The organism is Mesorhizobium sp. M1D.F.Ca.ET.231.01.1.1 (assembly GCF_003999155.2).
In the GTDB taxonomy this organism is placed as follows: domain Bacteria; phylum Pseudomonadota; class Alphaproteobacteria; order Rhizobiales; family Rhizobiaceae; genus Mesorhizobium.
This window is the reverse complement of record NZ_RZOZ02000002.1, coordinates 552,795-575,170: the sequence shown is the minus strand read 5'-3', so window position 1 is coordinate 575,170 and position 22,376 is coordinate 552,795. Positions and strand designations below refer to the sequence as shown.

The 22,376-nt window shown below is 58.2% G+C and carries 17 protein-coding genes and 2 pseudogenes; 11 read left to right on the top strand and 8 right to left on the bottom strand.

From position 1 onward, the window contains the following. Positions 1–32 precede the first annotated feature (32 nt). The 6 genes from EN874_RS09180 to EN874_RS09155 are packed head-to-tail and all read right to left on the bottom strand — an operon-like array spanning position 33 to position 4,509. Complete coding sequence (locus EN874_RS09180) at positions 33–545, bottom strand: hypothetical protein (protein WP_032899688.1); 513 nt, start codon at positions 543–545, stop codon at positions 33–35. After that, positions 521–1,879, bottom strand: coding sequence for a type III secretion system ATPase SctN (gene sctN / locus EN874_RS09175; RefSeq protein ID WP_024505372.1), 1,359 nt, complete (start codon positions 1,877–1,879; stop codon positions 521–523). Before sctN ends, EN874_RS09180 begins: the two co-directional genes overlap by 25 nt. After that, positions 1,876–2,499, bottom strand: a complete 624-nt coding sequence (gene sctL / locus EN874_RS09170; RefSeq protein ID WP_024505371.1) for a type III secretion system stator protein SctL — start codon at positions 2,497–2,499, stop codon at positions 1,876–1,878. The genes sctN and sctL overlap by 4 nt, the downstream gene beginning before the upstream one ends. Then, entirely contained in the window at positions 2,496–3,182 is a 687-nt protein-coding gene (locus EN874_RS09165) for a nodulation protein NolU (protein WP_269470858.1), read from the bottom strand. Before EN874_RS09165 ends, sctL begins: the two co-directional genes overlap by 4 nt. Then, positions 3,127–3,990 (bottom strand): type III secretion inner membrane ring lipoprotein SctJ, encoded by an 864-nt coding sequence (gene sctJ / locus EN874_RS09160; protein ID WP_024505369.1) that lies wholly within the window; start codon positions 3,988–3,990, stop codon positions 3,127–3,129. Before sctJ ends, EN874_RS09165 begins: the two co-directional genes overlap by 56 nt. A 9-nt stretch (positions 3,991–3,999) precedes the next feature. Further along, the gene (locus EN874_RS09155; RefSeq protein WP_024505368.1) at positions 4,000–4,509 is read right to left on the bottom strand and encodes a nodulation protein NolB; all 510 of its coding nucleotides are present in this window, start codon (positions 4,507–4,509) and stop codon (positions 4,000–4,002) included. 187 nt (positions 4,510–4,696) lie between these two features. On the opposite strand from EN874_RS09155, the gene EN874_RS09150 reads away from it, so the two are divergent. After that, positions 4,697–5,395, top strand: coding sequence for a secretin N-terminal domain-containing protein (locus tag EN874_RS09150; RefSeq protein WP_024505367.1), 699 nt, complete (start codon positions 4,697–4,699; stop codon positions 5,393–5,395). A 301-nt stretch (positions 5,396–5,696) separates the two neighbouring features. Next, entirely contained in the window at positions 5,697–7,631 is a 1,935-nt protein-coding gene (locus tag EN874_RS09145; RefSeq protein WP_127427540.1) for an HrpF/NolX family T3SS translocon protein, read from the top strand. 1,137 nt (positions 7,632–8,768) lie between these two features. Here EN874_RS09145 and EN874_RS33660 read toward each other — a convergent pair. Continuing rightward, a complete protein-coding gene (locus EN874_RS33660; protein WP_024505365.1) occupies positions 8,769–8,969 on the bottom strand; it encodes a hypothetical protein in 201 nt (66 codons plus the stop codon). Positions 8,970–9,069: 100 nt separating this feature from the next. On the opposite strand from EN874_RS33660, the pseudogene glyA reads away from it, so the two are divergent. The 9 genes and pseudogenes from glyA (at position 9,070) to EN874_RS09090 (ending at position 20,240) form a co-directional block, all read left to right on the top strand. Then, positions 9,070–10,390, top strand: a pseudogene (gene glyA / locus EN874_RS09130) (serine hydroxymethyltransferase). A 57-nt stretch (positions 10,391–10,447) separates the two neighbouring features. Then, a complete protein-coding gene (gene metK / locus EN874_RS09125; RefSeq protein ID WP_063169265.1) occupies positions 10,448–11,623 on the top strand; it encodes a methionine adenosyltransferase in 1,176 nt (391 codons plus the stop codon). 100 nt (positions 11,624–11,723) lie between these two features. Continuing rightward, positions 11,724–12,737 (top strand): adenosine kinase, encoded by a 1,014-nt coding sequence (locus tag EN874_RS09120; RefSeq protein ID WP_126063919.1) that lies wholly within the window; start codon positions 11,724–11,726, stop codon positions 12,735–12,737. A 65-nt stretch (positions 12,738–12,802) separates the two neighbouring features. Next, positions 12,803–13,837: an L-threonine 3-dehydrogenase gene (gene tdh / locus EN874_RS09115; protein ID WP_126063920.1), complete on the top strand. Its 1,035-nt coding sequence runs from the start codon at positions 12,803–12,805 to the stop codon at positions 13,835–13,837. Between the two features lie 714 nt (positions 13,838–14,551). Further along, positions 14,552–14,720 (top strand): annotated as a pseudogene (locus EN874_RS34325) (transposase); the annotation flags it as partial. Positions 14,721–15,532: 812 nt separating this feature from the next. Beyond that, complete coding sequence (locus EN874_RS09105; protein WP_024505585.1) at positions 15,533–16,219, top strand: response regulator transcription factor; 687 nt, start codon at positions 15,533–15,535, stop codon at positions 16,217–16,219. A gap of 71 nt (positions 16,220–16,290) precedes the next feature. Continuing rightward, complete coding sequence (locus EN874_RS09100) at positions 16,291–17,712, top strand: type II and III secretion system protein family protein (protein ID WP_050580548.1); 1,422 nt, start codon at positions 16,291–16,293, stop codon at positions 17,710–17,712. 12 nt (positions 17,713–17,724) lie between these two features. After that, positions 17,725–18,285, top strand: a complete 561-nt coding sequence (locus EN874_RS09095) for a CpaD family pilus assembly lipoprotein (protein ID WP_063169261.1) — start codon at positions 17,725–17,727, stop codon at positions 18,283–18,285. A gap of 83 nt (positions 18,286–18,368) precedes the next feature. After that, a complete protein-coding gene (locus EN874_RS09090; protein ID WP_127427541.1) occupies positions 18,369–20,240 on the top strand; it encodes an acyltransferase family protein in 1,872 nt (623 codons plus the stop codon). A 482-nt stretch (positions 20,241–20,722) separates the two neighbouring features. On the opposite strand, the gene EN874_RS09085 is transcribed toward EN874_RS09090, so the two are convergent. Next, positions 20,723–21,862, bottom strand: a complete 1,140-nt coding sequence (locus EN874_RS09085) for a porin (RefSeq protein ID WP_126063922.1) — start codon at positions 21,860–21,862, stop codon at positions 20,723–20,725. Positions 21,863–22,376 lie beyond the last annotated feature (514 nt).

The window sequence follows — 22,376 nt, the reverse complement described above, 5'->3', positions numbered from 1 at the left end:
TCTTGCGACCGTCGGATCCGGTTGCGCGGCATTTAGGCAAGCGACCCCCTCGCATATTTCAGCAGTATCTCATCGTCGGCCTCGATCTCGGCTGCGGCCTCCGAATGAGTCTCGACGGCGCGCCGCACGTCGTCCTCGATTTGTTGCCATTTGTCCCTTGCCGCCGAACATATGACCCATAGCTCCCTCGTCCTGGACGCCGCCATCTCAGCCTCCTCTTGAGCGATTTGGGTATCATCAAGCATCTGCCGTCTGGAATTGATCTCAGCGGCAAGTTGTTCAGTGTGAAGGCGGTGACGGTCGAGCGCTGCGCTAGACAAGTTGTCGAGTGACATCAGATGCTGATAGAGCGCTGCTTCTTTTCTTGAACAATGTTGCTGTATCATTGCAAGCTCCCTAGAGGCATTTTGTACGGCTGAGGCGGCCACATCGCGCTGGGCTTCCTTCTTGGACAGCTCGCCAAGGGCACGACGCTCTTGCATTTCCTTCAGAAGCCGTAACCTCGAAGACTGAATCCAGTTTACGCGGTCAGACGCGACATCCATGCGACCGTCTCCTCGAAATCTGACGCGTCATCTTCGCTCTGGCGCAGAAACTCCCTCAGTTCGTCGATTGACGCGACAGCCCGGTCAGTCAGGGGATCTCCACCTGGCTTGTATTCGCCAACATTGATCAAGAACTCGGTCTCGGCATAGCGCGACAGGAGCTCGCGGAAAATGGATGCTGCCTTGCGATGTGTCCCCGAAACGACTGCATCCATGACGCGGCTGCGACTCTGCAGCACATCAATAGCGGGGAAATGCGATCGCGCCGCAATAGCGCGTGAGAGGATGACATGGCCATCGAGAATACCACGCGATTCCTCGGCGATTGGATCACCCGTGCCATCACCCTCTACAAGCACCGTATAGAAGGCCGTGATTGAGCCCCGCTCACCCATGCCGGCGCGCTCGAGCAGGCCTGGCAGCATGCCAAAAACGGAAGGAGGAAAGCCCCGTCGCGTCGGCGGCTCACCCGCAGCAAGGCCTATTTCGCGCATAGCGCGGCAGAAGCGCGTCAGCGAATCCAGCATGAGAGCAACGCGTAGGCCTTGATCGCGGAAATATTCCGCGAGCGCAGTCGCCATTGGAGCGCATTGCGCACGCTCTACCGCCGAGCGGTCGGATGTTTCAACCACGACGACCGTACGGAGAAGGCCCTCTTCACCAAGATTCCTTTCGATGAATTCACGAACTTCCCGTCCACGTTCGCCTATGAGCGCCACTATGACGACGTCAGCGGCGGCACCCTTTACGATCTGTGACAACAGCGTCGACTTGCCACCACCTGGCTCGCCATAAATCCCGATCCGCTGGCCCTCGCCGCACGTCAGCAGACCATCGAGGACACGGACCCCAAGCGGGAATGGCCGCTCAATCATGCGCCTCGTCATCGGATTGGGGGCTCTGCCATGCAGGGGCCGAGTTTCGACGGTCTTGATTTCGCCTTTGCCGTCCAATGGGCGGCAACGACTGTCGATCACGCGACCGAGCAAATCGCCGCCGACGGGCACCTCACGCATTCGGCCAGTGGCCACGACCTCTGCGCGGCTGGATAGGCCCACCAAGTCCCCGATCGGTGTCAGCAATACACCATCACCCGACAGGCCGATCACCTCGGCCTCGAGCGACAGCCCGGTTCGCGGGTCCTCTAGGAGGCAAAGTTCCCCAATACGAGTGTCTGGCAAGACGGCATGAACCAGTGTGCCGATAGCCCGCGTGATCCGACCGCGCACCGCACGCGTGTCAATTCGCTTGGCCGCAGCCCTCAAAGACGAGATTGCTGGAACGAGAGCTCGAGTGTCGGCGTCAGCGTTATGTTCTGGGACGGGCTTTCTCATAGCTCGCCTTTCTCACAGAGCGTCCCGAAACCAAGGCGCAGCGCGCGCATCTGGGCGTCAAGTCCAAGGTCAACATTGCCGTACTCGCTCCACAGCACGCAGCGTTGCGGCGACAATGTCGGGTCGGGCTCGATCCGCACCCTTGGTCGACCATCCTGGCCGTCGCATCGAGCAAACTCTCGTGCAAGCATGTCGACTTGCATGGGAGAAACATGAAGGCAAACGTCGGCGCCGCTGTATTGACACTCTATGGCGTGACGAACAGCCCTCACCAATAGCTCGCCCGGATCGAAAGCGCCGATAAGATCGCTCAATATTTCCATCACGAGCTGCGGCAATTCCTGCTCCAGAGCCGCCTTTCGTCGCGCGATTTCGGAGATTGTCTCCGCAATCAACCCTGCCATCTCCTCGGTGCCTGCATTCGAGCCCTCCATGTGGCCGCGCGCCCACGCCCGCTGGTAAACCGCGCGTGCCCAGTTTCGAACGCGCTGCCGATGCCGTTCTGCCGCGGCAAGGGCTTGCGCGGCGCTGTGCCAGGTTTCGAGCTCGCTCGCGGGTATCAGTGGTCCGACTGGACGCATCTGCGGCGCTATTGGCCCCTCGGAAAGTTCGACTGTCATTTCACCGGGGTCTCTGTCTCAAAATGAGCTACTACAAGTGAAAGCAATTGGCCGGCGGCGGTCCAATGCTCATGTGCTGGAGTCTCCGCGGCAGTCCCCTCGGGCAATCGAAGAAGCACGCGGTTACGCTCGGTCGCTGAACTGTCCTGGAGCCAAGCTCCAAGACATGCGTGTCCATCGTATTCGATTTGCTGAGCGAGTTTTTCTGGGTCCGAGATCAGTCTTTTGTCAACAGCATGCAGCAGGTGTCGGATTCCGAATGCGTGTGCATCCACGCCGATGCGTTTAACAAGGATGGCAAGCTCAGGCTGAGAGACAAACGCGACCAGCGAACGGGCATGCCAGATACTACCAGCAAGAAGGGCCGCTCGATATGGATCATGCCCGCGTAGAAGGTCCGGCCTGCAGCCGATGTGGTTCAGATCCACGTCATCGTTGCCCAGCAATTCTGCCAGCCTTGGATGCAGTCTGGAACACTTCTGCAACTTCACTAACGTTTCGGCCGATAACGCTGGATCAAGACGCGCCGCAAGACGGGTTGGATGGGCCGAAGCCGCAAGCTCGCTCGCGCCCGGAAAGTGCGGACCATCAGGTCGGGCGGTCTGTATAGGCATTGGCAATGAGATGTCACCCACGTCCAATTGCAGGCATTCTTTTGCGAATGGCCTCGACAGCAGAAGCATCCCGGCGCCCCTCGACCTTGGAAACGCCGGTTGATTGCTTGCGCCGACGCGTAACAACGCCGATCAAGAGATAACAGGCCACGGCGAATACGGCTGCGGCAAAACCTGTTACGGTCGCCAGAAGTGGCGCAGGAAGAGGTAGTGATGCTTGTGGCAAAACAGCAGTCGGATCGGGCCGTTGCTCGTGTGCGGACCGTTCTACCGGCACCAAAACCACTTCCACCTTATCGTAGGACAGGCCTTCGATGCTGTCGGCTACAAGCATCTTTATCTTTGGCAGCAGAGCCGCGACATTTGTTTTTGCGTCGTGCCTGATAAACACCGAGGCCGAGGATGGCGTGGCACCGGCTCGCACAAGGTCGTTATGCGGCAGCACGACGTGAACACGTACAGAAAAAACGCCATCGATATCGCTGATCGTCCGCGACAACTCTTCGCTCAGGGCATACACGTAACGGGCACGCTCTTCGGTCGGCGAGGCAATCAGGCCTGATCCTTGGAATATCTCACCGAGGTTCTTGAAGGATTGGCGCGGCAGCCCCTTGGCGTTCAGAAGGTTGATTGAGAAGGCGAGCAGCTTTTCGTCAACCTGGATCGTGCTGGTTCCATCCTTGGCGACCACCCGGATCGCGGCGACCCCGTTGTCTTCAAGAAGTGCGAGCATTTCATTTGCCTCACGCTCTTGCAATTGCGTGTAGAGGTCGGCTTTGCAAGCAGTGAGGGCGACGAGAACTGGCAGCATGACAAGTCTAACCGACCGCCACCCTGACAGGCCACGCATGATTTCGCCCTCGGCCAAGCCAATCATGCGCGCGGTTCAGCCTTCCTTCAAAAGTTTATTCACGGATGATGTGACGCCGCTGACGCCTTTGGAGATAAGCGCCACCTGGGTGACGCCGTTGTAAACATCCCGAAGACCAGCCATCATCGTTTCGAAGTCTTGCCCTTGTTGGGGAATGCCCGAGATTCCGGTTCCCGCCTCACCTGGAACGGGAAGCTTCTGCGCCGGTCCCGGTAGAGCGCCCTTCGAAAGGGCTATGTCATGGTCGAGCGCGGGGAAGGAAACAGTGTTGTGTGGATATAGGGAGGAAATCGTCTGCAACACGCGATCGCCCATGCCGCTCGTCGGCGCAGCCGCGCGCTGAACATCCATCGCCGCAGCAACTGGCGCCGCACTCGCTGGCCCCGCGGCGGCATCGTTTTTCAGCGAGTCGGCTGCATGCCCTAAGGCGCGCTCAAACTGGGCCTGCTCGACAATCGACGGTGATCCGACCCTGGGGAGGCCAGCCGTTAGAGTGGCAGAGATCGACGTGACAGGCATCATCATGTAAGGACTCGGTTGCTCTCTCTGACCGGGCGAGCCCCGCCCATTCATCACCCGGTGTCGGCGCAACACTCCTAGGGGGGCAAGCTGACAACAAGCTGACTAACGGCGGCGTCATTTCGACAATCTAAAATCTCTTCGGCAATTTAGTCACTTGTGATGATTTCAGCGTTTGGTTTATCAGTGCGACATGCCGAGAACGCTTATCCAACCCGTCACCCTGCATGTTTTGAGACTTCTTTGTGCCGGGTTTTTTCTGTCCACCGGGATTCACCCGGCGCATGCAGTCCCGCTGTCCCTTCCGGCGACACCCTATAGATACACGGTTCTGGATCAGGAGCTCGCTGCAGCGTTGCAGGAATTCGGCAACAACCTGAATATCAGGGTCAACATCAGTCCTGCGGTGAAGGGGCGAATTCGCGGACGTATGCCTGATTTGCCACCGCGCGCGTTCCTCGACCGCTTGACGAACCTTTACGGTCTACAATGGTACTATGACGGCCTTGTGCTCTATGTGTCTGCTGCACAAGAATCGCAAACTCGAATGCTTTTGATGACGTCGATTCGCTTCGATGCGTTCAAGGGGGCTCTCGACAAGCTTGATATCTCCGACGAGCGCTATGTGGTCAAACCCGTGCCAGGCAATGGCCTCGTCTTCGTTTCCGGTCCACCGCGCTTCGTCGCACTCGTGGAGCAGACCTTTAACGGCTTGGTGGCGCAGGCGCAGGCGCAGACTCACATAGCGGCAACGCCAAAGGAATCAGTGCTGATCTTGTTTCGCGGCTCCTCCACTACGGTCGTTCGCGACGGACGACCGGATGCTTCTTATTCTTCTGACATCCCACAACAGGATAGCGTTGGCGGGAAGCCTGAGCTGGGCAAGAAATGAACATTGAGGATTTCCCGCAGCTCTGAAGAACATGACTGCGGCTACCCCTTTGTGAACTCTTCGCAAACTCGTCAGTTTCTCGAAAGCTAATCCGCTCATGATGAGTCCCGGCAGCTCTCGCGGTGACTCCGGCCATTGTGTTGGACCGAACCTTGGAGCCGGCCCGGAACACAGCAATTGAAGGCAGGGCAGGCGCATTCGTGACCTGCCGACGCTTGGAATTGTCGAATTTTGTGAAACGCAAGGGATCTTCTGTCGGGGTCTCTTGTGGGGATTTCAACGTCACGTCTGAGGATGCATAATGTCGGCCAGTAATCTTTCAACTTTCTACCGCTCAAATTCGCTACAGTCCGCAAGGGGTTGGCCGGGCCTGAAAGTTTCCCATTTTGCGACCCAGCATCAGCAAAGTGCATCGTGCTTCGAAGCGATGCTGTCCACTTGTGTGCTGGCAGACAAGCCCGGCTCTTTCGCGCAAGGGGATCTGCCAGCGTCGAATCTTGATTCGACAATGGATAAATTGCGGCAGGACCCTTTGGGCCATCTGGCACCGGATGTCTTGACATTGAATGGCTTGGAGCAACACCCACTGGATCTGCTGCCGCCAAATATGAGGGCGGCTCTCAAGGAGGACCAATCGCAACGCTCCAAGGCGACTGAAGCCCAACATCTGCTCGGCGTCACTCCGAAGATCGAGCCGGCTCCCAGGCCGAGCCCCGGAATCACGTGGAACGGTGGGTCGCTGACCACGGCTGAGTTGCAGATTGTTGCGGTACTCAACCGTCACAAGGACCAATGCCCGCTTACTTGGAAGTCGTTGACCGACAAAGCCAATGATCCCTCTACGCCACCGGATCTGAAAGCGGCGATCCGGGGACTGCAGCAGGATTCGGGACTTTTTTATGCGATTGGCTCGCAGGGCGACGGCCGCTGTGGAGGCAAGATCAACGCCAAGGACTTGGCCGGATTTTCAAACCACCACCCACAAGTTGCTGCATTTCAGGAAGCCCAAGCGCGAAGCTACGAGCAGAACTACATACCATCCGACGGCAGCGGAGGTTTGCAGCCTTCGGTCATGACCTTGAGCGATGCCTTGCGGGAGTTTTACCGGTACTCCGAAAATCTGTCCAAGGACCTGAGTCTGGATGAGTTCAAGAAAATGGTCGGCGGCGAATCGAAAAACGGCAAATTTCCGCCCCAGGTCATTGCGGCGGCGCAATATTTCCTCGATCACCCCGATGCTTGGAACCAGTTGTGCGGTGGCTCGAAAGGGAAGATGCACAAAGAGGATTTCCTGCAAGTCGCCTCATCGTCGATGAGCCTCACGCAAACTGAGCTGAATACGGTCGAGATGATCAAGGACCATCAGGACACGTTCTTTGGAAGCGGTGTTCTGACTCGCGACAAACTGGCGAAAATGAAAGACGACAAGAGCCTTGATCCGAAAGTGCGGGAAGCAGCCTCTCAGCTCCTTTCAGATCCTCTTCTGTTTGGCCTCCTGAACAATTCGATCACGGGCTATAAGACCCATCATAAATTCTTCGACTTTGGCGGCGGGCATACGGTTGATTCCGGCAATATCAGCAAAAAAGACTTTGCCCATTTTTGCACAAACATGTCGTCTGCGAACCGCAACGTTCAGCAGCCAATCACCCACGGCGCCCAAACCGCAGAAGAGCAGAATGCCGTCGCGGACATGAAGATGGGCCTGATGGACCAGCCTGACATTAAGTCAGCCAAAAAGAACGGCGGGGCCGTCATGCACGTCGTCGACTCCGTGCTCAAAATCGAGACGAAAGTGCTCGACTTGGCGGCAACGGCGGTGGGACTGCTCAGCTTCATTCCGGGCCTCGGACAAGTAGCCGATCTTGCCTCGATGGTTCTCGAGGCTGAGTCGCAAGCAGCCAATCTCCTGCGTACGGCCATTAACGGAGGCGATATGAAGCGAGCGCTGGAGGAAGCTGGCCTCAATATGGCCGCGCAGGCGATCGGCCTTATCGCAGGCCCCGAGGTCAAGCTGGCCATTCGAAATGGGCTCGTAAAGCACCTGATGGAAGAGGCCTTGGCGGCAGGCATTGATCTTTCGGTCTCGACGGCGCAGGACTACGCAGAAGGCTATGTGAATAACCTCAAAGCGCGCCTTGCAGGCGGCCCTGAGCAAAGCCTAGGCCTTCCGAGCATGCCATCATTCCAGAGTGTGGCAAGCAATGTGCCCTTCGTCGGCATTGCCTTATCCTAGCCGTCGCCTTGCGCGGAAGCTTTGGCTCGCGCGCTGACATAAGGGTCATTGTGGCACAAGCAGGGGTTCATCCGCATCAACGCAGCGGTGTTCCTGACGCCATCTGGATCGGACTGTGAGGGGGATGTCCGAAGTCTGTGAAGGCTTCGGTATATGACGACTTCAGAGTTACGCTGAGCCCAGCCATCTCGAGCCGGTGCGCCGGGTCGAGGTTTTCACGGGCGCCGGCCGGCAGCGGGAATGGTCTCCGGAAGGCACGGCGCGGATGGTGGCGGAGCGGCGCAGCCGAAGGAACGGCTGTCGCGCGCCCAGGGCGGCCTCCCGAACAGCAGACGATGATCTCCTGCCTTGGGCCTATATCCTTGTGCCCACGCTCAAGGCAGTCGGCTGAAAACAGCGCTGATTTAAAACAGCATTATCCTGCACTGCACCCTCGATCCTTGCGCTCACCGATCGCTCGTCGACACGCACGCGGTCAAGTCGTTATCGGCGCTATGCCGATGGGCTTCGAGAGCAAGGTGGACGCTGAGCGGTGCGTCAGCCTCAGGGCGCGGCTGGCCAGCTTTGGGTCTCACGCTCTATGACGGCAACACCCGGCTGATCAACTTGGCCTGTTCGCGGGCTCCCGGCAGCGGCGCGGAAGCCACGGTCCGCCTTCCTCGGCTTCAGGCCAAAGATACCGCAGCATGCTCCAGAGCTATGTCTGCCGCCTCCGCCCCATCGTCGCTGGTCATGTGGAAAGGACAAGCAGGCTACGCACCCCATAATCCCGTCGGGCAGGATTCGACAGTCGACGGCGAGACATTCGCCAAACCTCACCCTTGATTCTCAGCAACGTTAAAAAAAATTCACATAATGTTCGTGAGTGTAGTCTCCTGTCAGGTGGTACATTAGCCCCAATATCTGGCGTCTTAGTCGTAGAAAGGACTGTGATCCATCTTCCATTAGCATCCATACCAGCGGATTTACAGCAAATGACGAGAGAGGTCTCATGCGGATTGATGGGGATAGAAGGGCTAGCGGCTTGCTGCATCCCGTCCGGGTTGATGCCAACCAATGTTGACACTGGTAAATCGCCTAAGGACGGCAGCGCATCTTGATCGCCTTCGAATCCTGGGCCTTTGCGCGCATGCGGATCTAACCGTCGGCGAGCTGGCCGATATTACCAGTCTGCCTCGCGAGCAGGTTCGACGCCACGTTCGGCGGCTGGGCAGAGCCAACTTTCTTTGCTGCAACGAACAACGTCCGCAGTCTTCGTACCATATGCAAGCAGGAGGCAAGGATGGCGGGCTGGCTCAATTGGTGGTCGATCTCCTGCCCCACGATGATGGCCATCATAAAAGAGACCTACAACGCCTGGAAGCAATACAAGACGCGCGGTTGAAGGGACCGCCTGCTTGATCGTGAAATAGATCAGTCCAAATGGAGCGCGACTACCATGGATAACTCCGCCGGCGGCGCCATCGCGCAGCCCGACACTTACGGGCGGCCTCACTTAGCCGCCGTCGACTCCCGCGTTCACGAACTGCTTCTAAGACAGGAGCGTCAGGAGCGGACAACTCTCAAACTGATCGCCTCCGAGAACTTTGCCTCCTCGGCGGTGTTGGAAGCGACCGGGTCGATTTTCACCAACAAGTATGCCGAGGGATACCCCGGTGCGCGCTACTACGCCGGAAACGAGATCGTCGATGAGCTTGAGACCCTCGCGATCGAGCGCCTGAAAGCGCTATTTGGCAGTGAACACGCCAACGTCCAGCCTTATTCAGGCTCGCCAGCCAACCAGGCTGTCTATCGCGCGCTTTTGAGCCCCCGTGACAAAGTCATGGGCTTGCCTTTACCCGAAGGCGGCCATCTGACTCACGGTTGGTCCGTCAATTTTTCCGGCAGCGATTATCAGCGCGTCCCGTACAGGCTGCACGAAAAGACACAGCAAATTGACTATGACCACTTGCGCGAGACCGCCAAGCGGGAACGCCCGAAGCTAATTTGGGTCGGCGGAACTGCTTATCCGCGTATTTTTGACTACGCGGCAATGGCCGAAATTGCTTCGGAGGTGAACTCGTATCTGGTGGCTGACATCGCCCACATCTGCGGCCTGGTTGTCGCAGGAGTGCATCCGAACCCCGTGTCCCATTGCGATGTGGTCACCAGCACCTCTCACAAGTCGATCCGCGGTCCCCGGGGTGGCTTCATTTTATCAAGGAATGAAGACCGTTATCAGCCCCTCCATCATCCGAAGAGCAAACACAATCTGCGCCGTGTTCCCTCTTCTGCAAGGCGGACCGCATATGAATACTATCGCCGCGCTTGCCGTCGCTTTGCAGGAAGCAGCGAACTCGTCCTTTCGTGTCTACGGTCAGCAGATCGTCCACAACGCCAAGGCTCTGGCCCAGGCGCTTCTGGAGCGAGGTTATGAACTCGTCACTGGGGGCACTGACAATCACATGCTGATCCTTGATCTTCGGGACCGGCCGCTGTCAGGCAAAGCCTATGCGGAGCGCTTATCGCGTGCAGGCATCATTGCGAATTTCAATATGGTCCCGGGCGACCGGCGGCATCCGGCGCTGACAAGCGGCATCCGCTTAGGGACACCAGCGGTGACGTCCATGGGCATGCGCGAAACGGAGATGGTGCAGATCGCCGCTTTCATCGACTCGGTCTGCCGCCAGCCCGATGACCAGGAAGTTCATGCGAGCGTACGAAGAGACGTTGCCGACTTCTGCACTGCGTTCGATGTTCCCGGCATCCGCGACCGATAAGCCACCCCAATCCAGAAACTCCTCACTAACTCCAGCACTTGAAGCGAGGGCATTTTTATGACCAGGCAGTTCGTGTTCTCTTCCGAATCCGTCGGCGCGGGACACCCCGACAAGATGGCAGACAACATCTCCGATGCCATTCTCGATGCGGTCCTGCGCACCGATCCGAAGGCGCGCGTCGCCTGTGAAGTGTTGGTGAAGACGGGGATGGTCGTTGTGGCTGGCGAGATCACCAGCCATGCCCACATCGATTACAGCCAAGTCGCCCGCGATACGATACTCGATATTGGCTACGACGATGATGCGATTGGCTTTGATGGTCGACGTTGCGCCGTCGTTCTGGCCCTCACCGAGCAGTCGCCCGACATAAGCCAGGGCGTTGATGAAGGACGAGGGCAGGATCTCGGGCAAGGGGCAGGGGATCAGGGCATCATGTTTGGATTCGCATGCAACGAGACGGATACATTGATGCCCCTGCCGATCCAACTCGCTCACCATTTGACGAAAAGACAGGCCGAGGTCCGGAAAGCGGGACAGCTTGGCTGGCTGCGTCCGGACGTGAAATCTCAAGTGTCGGTACGCTACGAAGGGCTCCGCCCGGTGGCGCTGGATACCATAGTCCTGTCAACGCAGCATGACGAAGCGGTCTCACAAGCCACGGTCCGCGAAGGCGTCATTGAGGAGATCATAAAACCGGTCCTGCCGGCCCACCTGGATACTTCGGGGATCAGATTTCTGGTCAACCCAACAGGGCGGTTCGTGGTCGGTGGGCCTGCCGGCGACTGCGGCCTCACAGGACGGAAGATCATCGTCGATTCCTACGGTGGGACCGGGCGTCACGGCGGCGGTGCCTTTTCGGGCAAGGACCCATCCAAGGTTGACCGCTCGGCGGCCTATGCCGCCCGGTATGTCGCGAAGAACATCGTTGCCAGCGGCCTTGCAGAGGTCTGCGAGGTTCAGCTTGCCTACGCGATCGGCGTGGCCAGTCCGGTTTCTGTCATGGTCAATACCTTCGGAACCGCAAGGATCGAGGAAAAAAGGATCGAGCGCCTTGTTCTCGAGGTTTTCAATCTCCGACCGAAAGGCATCATCAAGATGCTTGATCTCTTACGGCCGATATACCGCAAGACGGCGACATACGGACACTTCGGGCGTGAAGAGCCTGAGTTCACTTGGGAGAAGACGGACAAAGCTGACGATTTGCTGCGTGAAGCCGGACCGGCAGCTGCGTGAGGGCGGCTGGATCAAGCGCATGCGGCAACCCATTTCAACTCGCGAGACCACGCCCGGCCGGCGTGGCAAGAAGCCGGCTCGGGTTTTGGCGGAGATTTTGATGCCGGATTATGACGTGCTTTGCATCGGCAATGCCATTGTCGACATCATCGCCCAGTGCGACGAGGAATTCCTCGAGACCAACGGCATCATCAAGGGCGCGATGAACCTCATCGACACACAACGCGCCGAACTGCTCTACAGCCGCATGGGTCCGGCGATCGAAGCGTCCGGCGGCAGCGCCGGCAACACGGCGGCCGGCGTCGCCAGCTTTGGCGGCCGCGCGGCCTTCTTCGGCAAGGTCTCCAACGATGCGCTGGGCGAAATCTACGCCCACGACATCCATGCGCAGGGCGTCGCCTTCGGCACCACGCCGCTCAAGGGTGAGCCGCCGACGGCGCGCTCGATGATCTTCGTCACGCCCGACGGCGAGCGCTCGATGAACACCTATCTCGGCGCCTGCGTCGAGCTTGGCCCTGAGGATGTCGAAGCCGACAAGGCGTCCGGCGCCAAGGTCACCTATTTCGAAGGCTATCTGTGGGACCCGCCGCGCGCCAAGGAGGCAATCCGCCAGACGGCGAAGCTGGCGCACGCGGCAGGCCGAGAAGTGTCGATGACGCTATCGGATTCGTTCTGCGTCGACCGCTACCGCGACGAATTCCTCGACCTGATGCGCTCGGGCACGGTCGACATCGTCTTTGCCAACAGCCACGAGATCAAGTCGCTCTACCAGACATCGTCGTTCGACGAGGCGCTGGCCCAGATCCGCAAGGATTGCCGGATCGCCGCCGTCACCCGCTCGGAAAAAGGCTCGGTGATCGTGCGCGGCGACGAGACCGTGGTGATCAAGGCGACCGCCATCAAGGAACTGGTCGACACGACGGGCGCCGGCGATCTCTATGCCGCCGGCTTCCTGCATGGCTACACGCAAGGCCGCGACCTGCAGACTTGCGGCGACCTTGGCTCACTGGCAGCCGGATTGGTGATCCAGCAGATCGGCCCCAGGCCCCGTCAGAATTTGCGCCGCGAGGCCGAGCAGGCGGGGCTGACCATTCCGGACGTTCAAACGAGTTAGTGGCCTACCTTCCCGTTGTGCAGGCTATCTCGCCAGAAGCGCAATCACGGAATAGGGAAATCCTGATGTCGAACATGATGAAGGCGCTTGTGAAGGCCAAGGCCGAACCGGGCATCTGGATGGAAGAGGTGCCGGTGCCGGAAATCGGCCCCAACGACGTGCTGATCAAGATCAAGAAGACGGCGATCTGCGGCACCGACGTGCACATCTACAATTGGGACCAGTGGGCGCAGAAGACGGTGCCGGTGCCGATGGTGACGGGCCATGAATTCGTCGGCACCGTTGCCGATTTCGGCGCAGCGGTCACCGAATACAAGGTCGGCCAGCGTGTATTGGGCGAAGGCCACATCGTCTGCGGCCATTGCCGCAACTGTCGCGCCGGGCGAGGGCATCTGTGCCGCAACACACTCGGCGTCGGCGTCAACCGTCCAGGCGCCTTCGGCGAGTATCTGGCGATCCCGCAGCACAATGTCGTGCCGATCCCCGACGATGTGCCCGATGAGATTGCCGCGATCTTCGATCCCTTGGGCAATGCCGTCCACACCGCATTGTCCTTCGATCTGGTCGGCGAGGACGTGCTGGTGACTGGCGCCGGGCCGATCGGCATCATGGGCGCGCTCGTCGCCCAATGCGTCGGCGCGCGCAAAGTGGTCATCACTGACATCAACCCGGTGCGGCTGGCGCTAGCCAAGAAACTCGGCGTCCAGCATGTCGTCGACGCCTCGAAGGAGAAGCTGCGCGACGTCATGCCGGTGCTCGGCATGACCGAGGGGTTCGACGTCGGGCTCGAAATGTCAGGCGCCGCCCCCGCTTTCCGCGACATGATCGACACCATGAACAATGGCGGCAAGATCGCCATTCTGGGCATCGCGCCGACCGGCTTCGAGATCGACTGGAACAAGGTCATCTTCAAGATGCTGCATCTCAAAGGCATCTACGGCCGCGAGATGTTCGAAACCTGGTACAAGATGATCGCGCTTGTGCAGGGTCCGCTGGATGTCTCCGGCCTGATCACCCACCGCATCGGCATCGACGATTTTCAGATCGGTTTCGATGCGATGAAGAGCGGCAGTTCCGGCAAGGTGGTGATGGACTGGTAGGGATTGCCTTGGCCGCTATTCAGGAAAAGCTGACGACAGCACCTCTGGTCCGCCGGACATTTTCCAACTAGGGGAACATGGCTGGGTGGAGAGCTATGGCTCCGCTACGTGCGCTCGCTAATCATACACGGCGACGTATCGCGGCCCACCCGGTGACGGTCGATGGGGCAATTCGCTTCAGTCGATGACGGAAACCCGGTGAACCGATGCTGAGGCCCCGACGCGATCGTCTATTTCCTATGATCTGCGATTGAGGTCGAGGTGTTGCCGCTTTCAGCGGGTAAAATGCGATAGACGACTTCCGGTACCCTTCCGGTCAGCGAAAAGGAAGGCAACGAGCCGCATTGCCTCAAGCAAAATGTTACCAATAGTGTCCTGTTCCAAAGGGGATGGACAGGTCGTGCCATTCCGGTTCGGGGGAAGGATGGCGCGGCTCAGCATGGCGACACGGTGAAGCGGCGATCGTGGAGCTTTATTGCGGCGTTGACAAGCGGCGCATTCTGGATGAGTTCGAGGCGGTAACCGGCTATTATTCGCAAGCGCGCGATCCGTCTTATGAACCGTCGTGAGCAGAGGCCGTCTGCGGGCAAGAGCCGCAGCCGCTGTTACGGCAGCGATGTCCGCGACGCGCTCATCGTGTTGTGGGAGGATTCGGAGCGGCTGGGTCCGCATCGACGCTCGCGGCGGCCAGCGCCGCCGGGCAGGAATGAGTTCGCAGTTCGCCGCTCGGTGCCAGCCCGCACCTTCGGCGATTGGAAAGATCCGCCGCCCGGCTTTGTTGAGCGCATTCGGGCACGTCTTCGTCAGGGAGCTTCGTGCAGACGATGGTGCTGACCGGATTGCCGCCGGCTGGACCGATTGCATTCCGCTCCGCACGCGCGACAGCGGCAATGTGATCATGGCGATCAAGCAGGCCCGCTCCCGGTTTCGCTGACCCTGTGCTGCTGTTTGCCGGCATCCGCCCGCACAGGAAGAGCTTGTAAAAGCGGTCGGTGCGGAAATCGAGGAGCCGTTGGTCGTCGATCTTCAGCCTGAACGCGGTCGTTTGCTGGTGCCGCAAATCGGCTGTTGCATGTACATCCCTGTCAGACGTCAGTTTTCCTCGCCTATTTTGGTGTCGAGCGCGAAGTGCTCCAACCAGATTGCAAGGCTTTTTGGAAATGAGAGCGGCTTTGCGCAGGGCGCTCCGTTGTTGAGCATTCAAGCTACCAAGCCAATGACGCGCAGGTTCCACCAGGCTCGCCAGCCTTGAAGGACAGCGAAAAAAGCAGAGCACGACAGACACAACAGTGCATCAGGACGCCGCAGTCGTTGAAGATGGTGCGCTGCATCCATACCGTGGATGCATTCGATCCAAATAATCGATTTGTTCAATCAGTTTCTCGAAAGCTAACCCTACCCTCTGTGGGAATCGGGCTCTGAGCCGCGACGCTGCCTTGCGAGCGCAGGGGCTGCACGTAGGAGAGATGATGCAACGAGAAATCGCACGCGGGTTGCTGGCCTCGTGGGTTCGCCGACCGGCGTATTTGAGCCCGTCAGTTGGTCCTCACCCGCGCCTATTGCCACCGAGCGACTTGCATGTCCCTCCGACTCGGACCAGTTCCGAGAGCTGCGACGAGTTGCGCGCCGTGTGCTCCGATCAGATGGCCGCCGGTGACGCGTTCGATGGGCCGTCCCTCTTCGAGAGGAGATGAAATGCGAACGCTGCTCGTGGATCATCATGCGGATCTTGCGCGCGCCATGCGACTTGCGCTCGGGGATGGCGGCTTCGTCGTTGATGTCGTTGGTACTCTGGAACTGGCTTCGAGTGCATTTTCTTGCGCCAGCTATGAAATTCTCCTGCTGGAATTGGCTCTGCCAGATGGCGATGGCTTGGGTTGGCTGAGGCAGTTGAGGACCCACGGGCATTCAGTTCCTGCCGTCATTATGAGCAGCCTTAACGATCTCGATAAGCGAATTGCGATCTTCAACGGTGGTGCGGACGACTTTCTGCTCAAACCCATCTCTACCGATGAGCTTATTGCCAGAATGAGAGCCATTCTGCGCCGGGCGACACAGATGACCGACCTGAGGCTCGTATTTGGCAATCTCGACTTTGATCCGGTCGCCCGCCAGGTTTTCGTTGATGGGCACCCAATGATGATCGCACGTCGCGAACTCTGTATTCTAGAGCACCTGCTTAACCGGGCAGGCCGCATCGTGCCCCGTGCGCAATTGGAAGATCACCTCTATTCATTCAACGACGACGTGTCTGCCAACGCGCTTGAAGTCGGAATTTATCGTTTACGGGGACATCTGACCAGATCAGGTGCAACGCCACGGATCAAGACCATCCGAGGCATTGGTTACATCCTAGAATTGACTGACGCCTCGTCCGCATAGTTTGTCGAATCGAAAGAAGATCTATTTTGCTGATCCTTCAACATCCTTGCCATGCGCTCAATTGGCGGGCGATCGCCAACAAGGTTACAAGACCTGCAGTTCCCCGTTACCTGGGCCATCTCCTCTGCGCGCTTATTGTGACTTTCCCACTTGGTGTCGCGGCGCAAAACAAGCAGGACAAAGGCCCGCCGCATGCGGCTTCGAATAGCATCAACGCCACGCTGACCCTTTCCTCTTCGCTCGGGGAGACCGTTCATCTGCCCGCGCCAGCCACGACCATCTTTGTTGCTGACCCCACGATCGCGGATTTTCAGGCGCCATCGAGCAAAACAATCTTCGTCTTTGGCAAGAAATCGGGGCGGACCAGCCTATTCGCCTTGGATGGCAATGGCGAGCCTCTCGCCGAATTGCGTATCGTTGTCACGCAACCGATCGGGGATTTACGCGCCATGTTGCGGGAGCAGGTCGGCGACTATCCCATCCGCGTCAACTATACGCCGCGCGGCGCAATCCTTAGCGGGACGGCGCCCGACGCAGAGGTCGCCGACACCGCAAAAAGAGTCACTGAGCAATATCTGGGCGACGGAGCGCAAGTCGTCAACAACATCAAGGTCGCTGGATCCCTGCAAGTTAACCTCAGCGTGCGCGTAGCCGAAGTCTCACGCAGCGCCATGAAGTCACTCGGCGTCAACTTGTCCGCCTTCGGTCAAATCGGCAATTTCAAAGTGGGCGTTCTAAGCGGAAGCGCTGCAAGCGCTGGGTCTGGTTCAACCCAGGGTGGCGGTACAGCAGAAATCGGATTCGACAACGGTGCCGTCAACGTCAGCGCGGTTCTCGACGCGCTCGCCAAGGAGCATATAGCTTCCGTCCTGGCTGAGCCGAACCTCACCGCTATGTCGGGTGAAAAGGCCAGCTTTCTCGCGGGCGGCGAATTTCCCATTCCTGTCCTGCAGGAAAACAGGCAGGTATCGGTTGAATTCCGTCACTTCGGCGTCAGTCTGGAATTTGTGCCGACAGTTCTCAGCAACAATCAAATCAACATTCACGTAACGCCCGAAGTCAGTGAACTGTCGACGCAAGGTGCCGTGCAAATCAACGGAATTTCCGTGCCGGCAGTTTCCACGCGCCGAGCCGATACGGTCGTCGAACTCGCCAGCGGCCAGAGCTTCGCAATCGGCGGTCTAATCAGGCGGAACGTCAACAATGATGTCAGGGCCTTTCCCTGGCTCGGAGAACTGCCGATCCTGGGACCGCTTTTTCGCTCGACCTCGTTTCAAAAAGAGGAGTCAGAACTGGTCATTCTAGTTACGCCTTACATTGTAAGACCAGGCTCCAACCCAAACCAGATGAGCGCACCGACCGAGCGGGCGGCACCGGCTTTGAACGGAGGGGGCGCTCCGACGAATTCCGTGACAAGTCCCCCGCGAGACCGCGCTGCTATCCGTGCGGGCGCGCCAAGCGCCCAGGGCGGTCTCGGCTTCATCATCGAATAGTGTCATCCAAAGATGTTGCGTTTTATAATCCTCTTTGTCGCTCTGGCACCAAGCGTAAGTGGCTGCACAAGCACTACGCCAGTTGATGTCGAACCATCGGCACCAATGCTTGTCCGAGAGGAGACCACCGTCCTGACGTTGCAAAGCCTGCGCGCTTCCGAACGGCAGCGTTTGCGTGTTTTCCTAGACAAGGCCAGTCGCGGCCGGTTCGATGCCATCCACCTCCTCATCAGCGGTTCGCCCCAGCTCAGCGCAGGGGTAGCCCATCAGGCCAGGCAGTTGGCAATCGAAGAAGACAACATTCAATTGCGCGATCAACACGACGCCGGCTCAGTGCGAATTGAGGCGATTGTCTATCACGCCCGTCCGCCGGTCTGTCCCTCATATGGTGCCTTACCCAATGAAGAATCCTTCAAACAGCCGCTTGGTTGTTCGACAGGACATAACCTGGCCGTGATGGTCAACGATCCGCGCGATCTGCTCGACAATCAGGCCGTCAAGGCCGGCGATGGCGATCGTGCTTCTGTACCAGTTGCAACTTACAGAACATTCGGGACGGATAAAGGTGGCTGATACCGCCCTTATCTCGGCAGCACTCCTACCGGAGATTGAAAGCTTCCAATCGCGTCCTGATCTAAAATAAAAGGAACCGCTGGATGCAATATAGGCGCTATATCGAGGGCCTTAGGGCCGTTGCTGTACTTCCGATCGTACTCTTTCATTTCGGAATTTCGGCGATCCCGGGTGGCTTTAGCGGGGTCGATATCTTCTTCGTCATCTCCGGCTACCTAACCAGCGGAAGCCTCCTGGATGACCTTGAACGCGGCCAATTTTCCATCGTCAACTTCTACTGGCGCCGTGCCCGGCGCATTCTGCCGGCGCTCGTCTTTGTGATGCTTCTCACCTGCATTGCAGCATTGTTCATTCTTCTGCCACCGGATCTGCGCGGATTCAGTCTTAGCATCATAGCTACCTCGACCTTCTGGTCGAACGTTTTCTTCTGGAAAACGTCAAGTTACTTCTCTATCGATGCCGCGCTTCTACCACTGTTGCACACTTGGCCGCTTTCCGTAGCGGAGCAGTACTACATCTTCGCACCAATCCTGATGTTCCTAATCTATCGCTACATCGGGAAGCGCTGGCTGACGACACTTCTTCCGATAATTCTCTGCAGCTTCGTAGTGGCGGTGATGGCGACATCGCTGGCACCCACCGCCGGATTCTATCTGCTGCCGACCCGAATCTGGGAACTCATGTTGGGCGCCCTGCTCATGCTCAAATGCCCCTCGCCGCTGGGCAACCGATTCCTGATGGAGTCGGTGGGGGTGGCCGGATTTGGCCTTCTCGCCATCGGGTTCTTCGCGATTTCGGCGAGTGATCCGTTCCCAGGCTACAACGCCTTGTATCCATGCATCGGAACGGCCCTTCTGATCTATGTTGGCCAAAATACCCCCTCGACGGTCGCCACCCGCATGCTCGAAGTCCGGCCGCTGGTCTGGATTGGGCTCATCTCGTATTCGTTGTATCTTGTTCACTGGCCTCTCAATGCGTTCGCGCACTATCTTTCGTTCCAAAAACTCGATCCGTTGATGACCGGTGCGATGTTGGTGGCAAGCCTCGCATTGGCTGCATTCTCCTGGAAGTTTGTAGAGCAGCCGTTTCGACAGAAGAGGGCCTTCACCTCCCCGGGGCCTATCTTCGCCTTTTCAGCGCTCGCGATCGTTGTCCTTTGTGCCGGCGGAGCGGCGGGGGCGCTCGGCAATGGCTTTCCGCAACGGTTTCCGGACTATGTCCAGCGGCGCATTTCCGTCGGGGACTGGAGGAATGGCATCTGTTTCAACGAGGGCACCAGCCGGATCGAAAGCTGGAATATGGAGGATTGCACGCGCACCAGCGGTTTTCCAACAACGGTTTTTTTGTGGGGCGACTCCTTCGCCGCGCACTATGTTTCCGGCTTGGGTGCTAACATAAATCGATTGCAGGCGAACATCGTTGAATATACGTACGCCAGCTGCGCGCCGATACTCTATTACTACCCTTACGATCGTCTTGATTGTGTCCGGTTCAATCGCAAGGCCTTGGACGTCATCTTGGAAGCGGACATCAAGACGGTTATCCTCAGCGGTAGATGGAGTGACTATGAGGTCAGAGGTTTCGACGGTCTTCAGCAAACAATCGCTACGCTTCGTGCCCTGGGCGTGCGCGTGTTTGTCATCGGCCAGTCTCCGCAGTTCCCAACTGACGTCCGGAAAATTGCGTTCTTCGCCAAGCGCCAAAATCTGGACGATACGTCCTGGCCGATCGCGATGGACCCCGACATCAACGAACGTGTGCGCTCATTTACCAAAGGCGCCACATTCATCGATCCGCTGAAATTCCTGTGCAGCGCAGGACGCTGCGCCTATTCCGATAGAGGAGAGTTTTTATATTTCGACTATGGTCATTTCTCTTCAGCCGGCGCCACACTGGCAATCTCGAAATACTGGCCGGCTTTTGGCAAGGACAATGCTCTTCCTAAGACGAAGTAGCGGCTCAGCGGCTGACAAGCACCAGTACGGGTCCCAGTGATAGCTCCTGCTTCCGCAGCAGCCGCGACGATGGAGCTGTTCAGGTTTAAGGCCCCCCGATAGTGACCTAGGATGGGTGCTGCCACGCGGCTCGGACTCAGCGTGCATTATCACGTAAATGTTGAGAGAATGAATGGCGCCGCGAAGGGCAATTCCAGCCGTCCAAAGCGACAGGCGTGTCGCGGCCTCGACATTGCAGTGGCGCTTACCTAACACGGCCTCACACTGCCCTCTAAGCGGCCCCGAATTTGAACTGACGGCCCCTGGCCGGTTCATCGGGCAGGTCAAGGGCTAGGTGTAGTACACAGGGCTCATAACTTTCAGTTTCTAGTTGGTACGATGGGCCGTGGACGGTCGATGCAGACTTCAAGATGGCGAACGAAGCTCTCCATGCGTGCGTTGTCGAGGCAAGTGCCTTTGCCATGCTCGCGACTGGAGAGATTTCAAAATGAGCCTTGTAAGCGGAGAATGCCGCCGACGCTGTTCGGCTTGCTCGTGCCCTTGACGGCGGTAGGCTCGGCAGGGCCGAGGCCAGAGTTGCCGTAGTGGTCGTAATCGACCTCGGCTGTGACCGTGAAGCCGGGAACGACCATGTAGGCGACGTTTGCAGCCACACCAGCATCCTTGAGCTGATCACCCGAGACCTGAAGGTTGAACGAAGTTTTCTCGTCAAACTCGTAGGTGGCGCCCGCCCAGAAAGCCCACTGGCCGTTCCAGATTTTGTACGAGCCGCGCCCATGATTGGCAATTGCGCCGTTTGAGTCCTCGTTGAGACTGGCATTGGAACCGTAGCCGAAGAGTCCAAACAGCGACAGCTGGTTTGTGACAGCGACGTCGACGCGGATCTTGCCGGCAAAAGCTTCGTAATTGCTGTCATAAGCCGCGACGCCGGTGATCGAGCCCCAGCCTTGCGTGTATTTCAAGCCGGCGACAACGTGCGGAATATAGCTGTCGATAGTACCGGCTGAGCCCGATCCTTGTTCGAGCGAAATCACAGTCGAAATGCCGTTGCCGGCGTCGAAGTGGTACTGAGCCACGTTGGTGTCGAAGCCGGCCGACGGAACGAGCATACTATCGAGAACGTCGCCAGCGTAGCTTACAAACGTATCGAAGGCCGACCCCTCCTTGCCAACTCGCAGGCCTCCCAGCTCGACCCAGGCAGAAGCCAGTGCGAGGCCGCTGTTGAAATCATAGTTCTGAGGACTGTCATGCGAGTTAGCGCTGTTGCCAAAATTCACGTGGGTTTCGGTATAGGTCGTCAACGCGCCGAGCTCGGTCTGCTGGCCGGTCCAAGTTTTGAACGTGAAGCGTGTGCTGTTTCGCCAAGTGCCTTGGTCCTCGCCAGTTCTCACGTCCGAGGTTCTTGCGCTGTCATACGATCGGACGTCACCCAGGCCGATATCGTAACGGACATAGCCGCCGATGCGCAGGCAGGTCTCGGTGTTGGGAATATAGGAATATCCCGAGCCGAGGACGTCGCAGATCTTGATGTACTCGGCCGGTTCCCGCTCGGCGCCAGCTGCTCGACCGACGGAAACGGTCATCAGAGCAGTTAAGCCGAGAAGAGGACTCTTGATGTACATGTCTAGATCTCCATGAAGGAATAAAAAGGATAGAGGCGAAAGAGCAAGCTTTTCCTCTAAATTTTGTGCGTGTTGTCTCCAATATGTGGACGCCAAAGCGCTTGACACGAGAGGTGAGCCAGCGTAAAAGCCACATGTACTTATAATAGTGTTTTCTGTTAGGAGATTCATTATCGTTTACATGTGAAACACTCCGGTCGGACCGCTGCAGCTCTCCGAAATAGAGCAGCAAGCGACATGCCAACCTGAAGCGTAAATGCGGCCGACACCAAAATCGGGCCGACGCGCCTTCGTCTCGCTGGAATCACTTTTTTTGAGGGTCACTGCGAAAAGCAATGTGCGACACGGTTCGCCATGTTCGATATGTGACAGTCTCGTTTAACAGCGACGGCTTCCCGTCTGACCGCAACGGAGGCCGCGCCATGCGCTACCGAGAAGGATCACTGCGCGTACGCTCCGCAAGGGCTGCGCCAGGAACAGAGGGCGTGCGCGTCCGAGGCGTCGCATGGTGGCC

Excerpts from the sequence above, each read along its gene's own strand:
- EN874_RS09180 (WP_032899688.1), bottom strand. The coding sequence starts at position 545 with ATGGATGTCGCGTCTGACCGCGTAAACTGGATTCAGTCTTCGAGGTTA.
- sctN (WP_024505372.1), bottom strand. The coding sequence starts at position 1,879 with ATGAGAAAGCCCGTCCCAGAACATAACGCTGACGCCGACACTCGAGCT.
- sctL (WP_024505371.1), bottom strand. The coding sequence starts at position 2,499 with ATGACAGTCGAACTTTCCGAGGGGCCAATAGCGCCGCAGATGCGTCCA.
- EN874_RS09165 (WP_269470858.1), bottom strand. The coding sequence starts at position 3,182 with ATGCTTCTGCTGTCGAGGCCATTCGCAAAAGAATGCCTGCAATTGGAC.
- sctJ (WP_024505369.1), bottom strand. The coding sequence starts at position 3,990 with ATGATTGGCTTGGCCGAGGGCGAAATCATGCGTGGCCTGTCAGGGTGG.
- EN874_RS09155 (WP_024505368.1), bottom strand. The coding sequence starts at position 4,509 with ATGATGATGCCTGTCACGTCGATCTCTGCCACTCTAACGGCTGGCCTC.
- EN874_RS09150 (WP_024505367.1), top strand. The coding sequence starts at position 4,697 with ATGCCGAGAACGCTTATCCAACCCGTCACCCTGCATGTTTTGAGACTT.
- EN874_RS09145 (WP_127427540.1), top strand. The coding sequence starts at position 5,697 with ATGTCGGCCAGTAATCTTTCAACTTTCTACCGCTCAAATTCGCTACAG.
- EN874_RS33660 (WP_024505365.1), bottom strand. The coding sequence starts at position 8,969 with ATGATGGCCATCATCGTGGGGCAGGAGATCGACCACCAATTGAGCCAG.
- metK (WP_063169265.1), top strand. The coding sequence starts at position 10,448 with ATGACCAGGCAGTTCGTGTTCTCTTCCGAATCCGTCGGCGCGGGACAC.
- EN874_RS09120 (WP_126063919.1), top strand. The coding sequence starts at position 11,724 with ATGCCGGATTATGACGTGCTTTGCATCGGCAATGCCATTGTCGACATC.
- tdh (WP_126063920.1), top strand. The coding sequence starts at position 12,803 with ATGTCGAACATGATGAAGGCGCTTGTGAAGGCCAAGGCCGAACCGGGC.
- EN874_RS09105 (WP_024505585.1), top strand. The coding sequence starts at position 15,533 with ATGCGAACGCTGCTCGTGGATCATCATGCGGATCTTGCGCGCGCCATG.
- EN874_RS09095 (WP_063169261.1), top strand. The coding sequence starts at position 17,725 with ATGTTGCGTTTTATAATCCTCTTTGTCGCTCTGGCACCAAGCGTAAGT.
- EN874_RS09090 (WP_127427541.1), top strand. The coding sequence starts at position 18,369 with ATGCAATATAGGCGCTATATCGAGGGCCTTAGGGCCGTTGCTGTACTT.
- EN874_RS09085 (WP_126063922.1), bottom strand. The coding sequence starts at position 21,862 with ATGTACATCAAGAGTCCTCTTCTCGGCTTAACTGCTCTGATGACCGTT.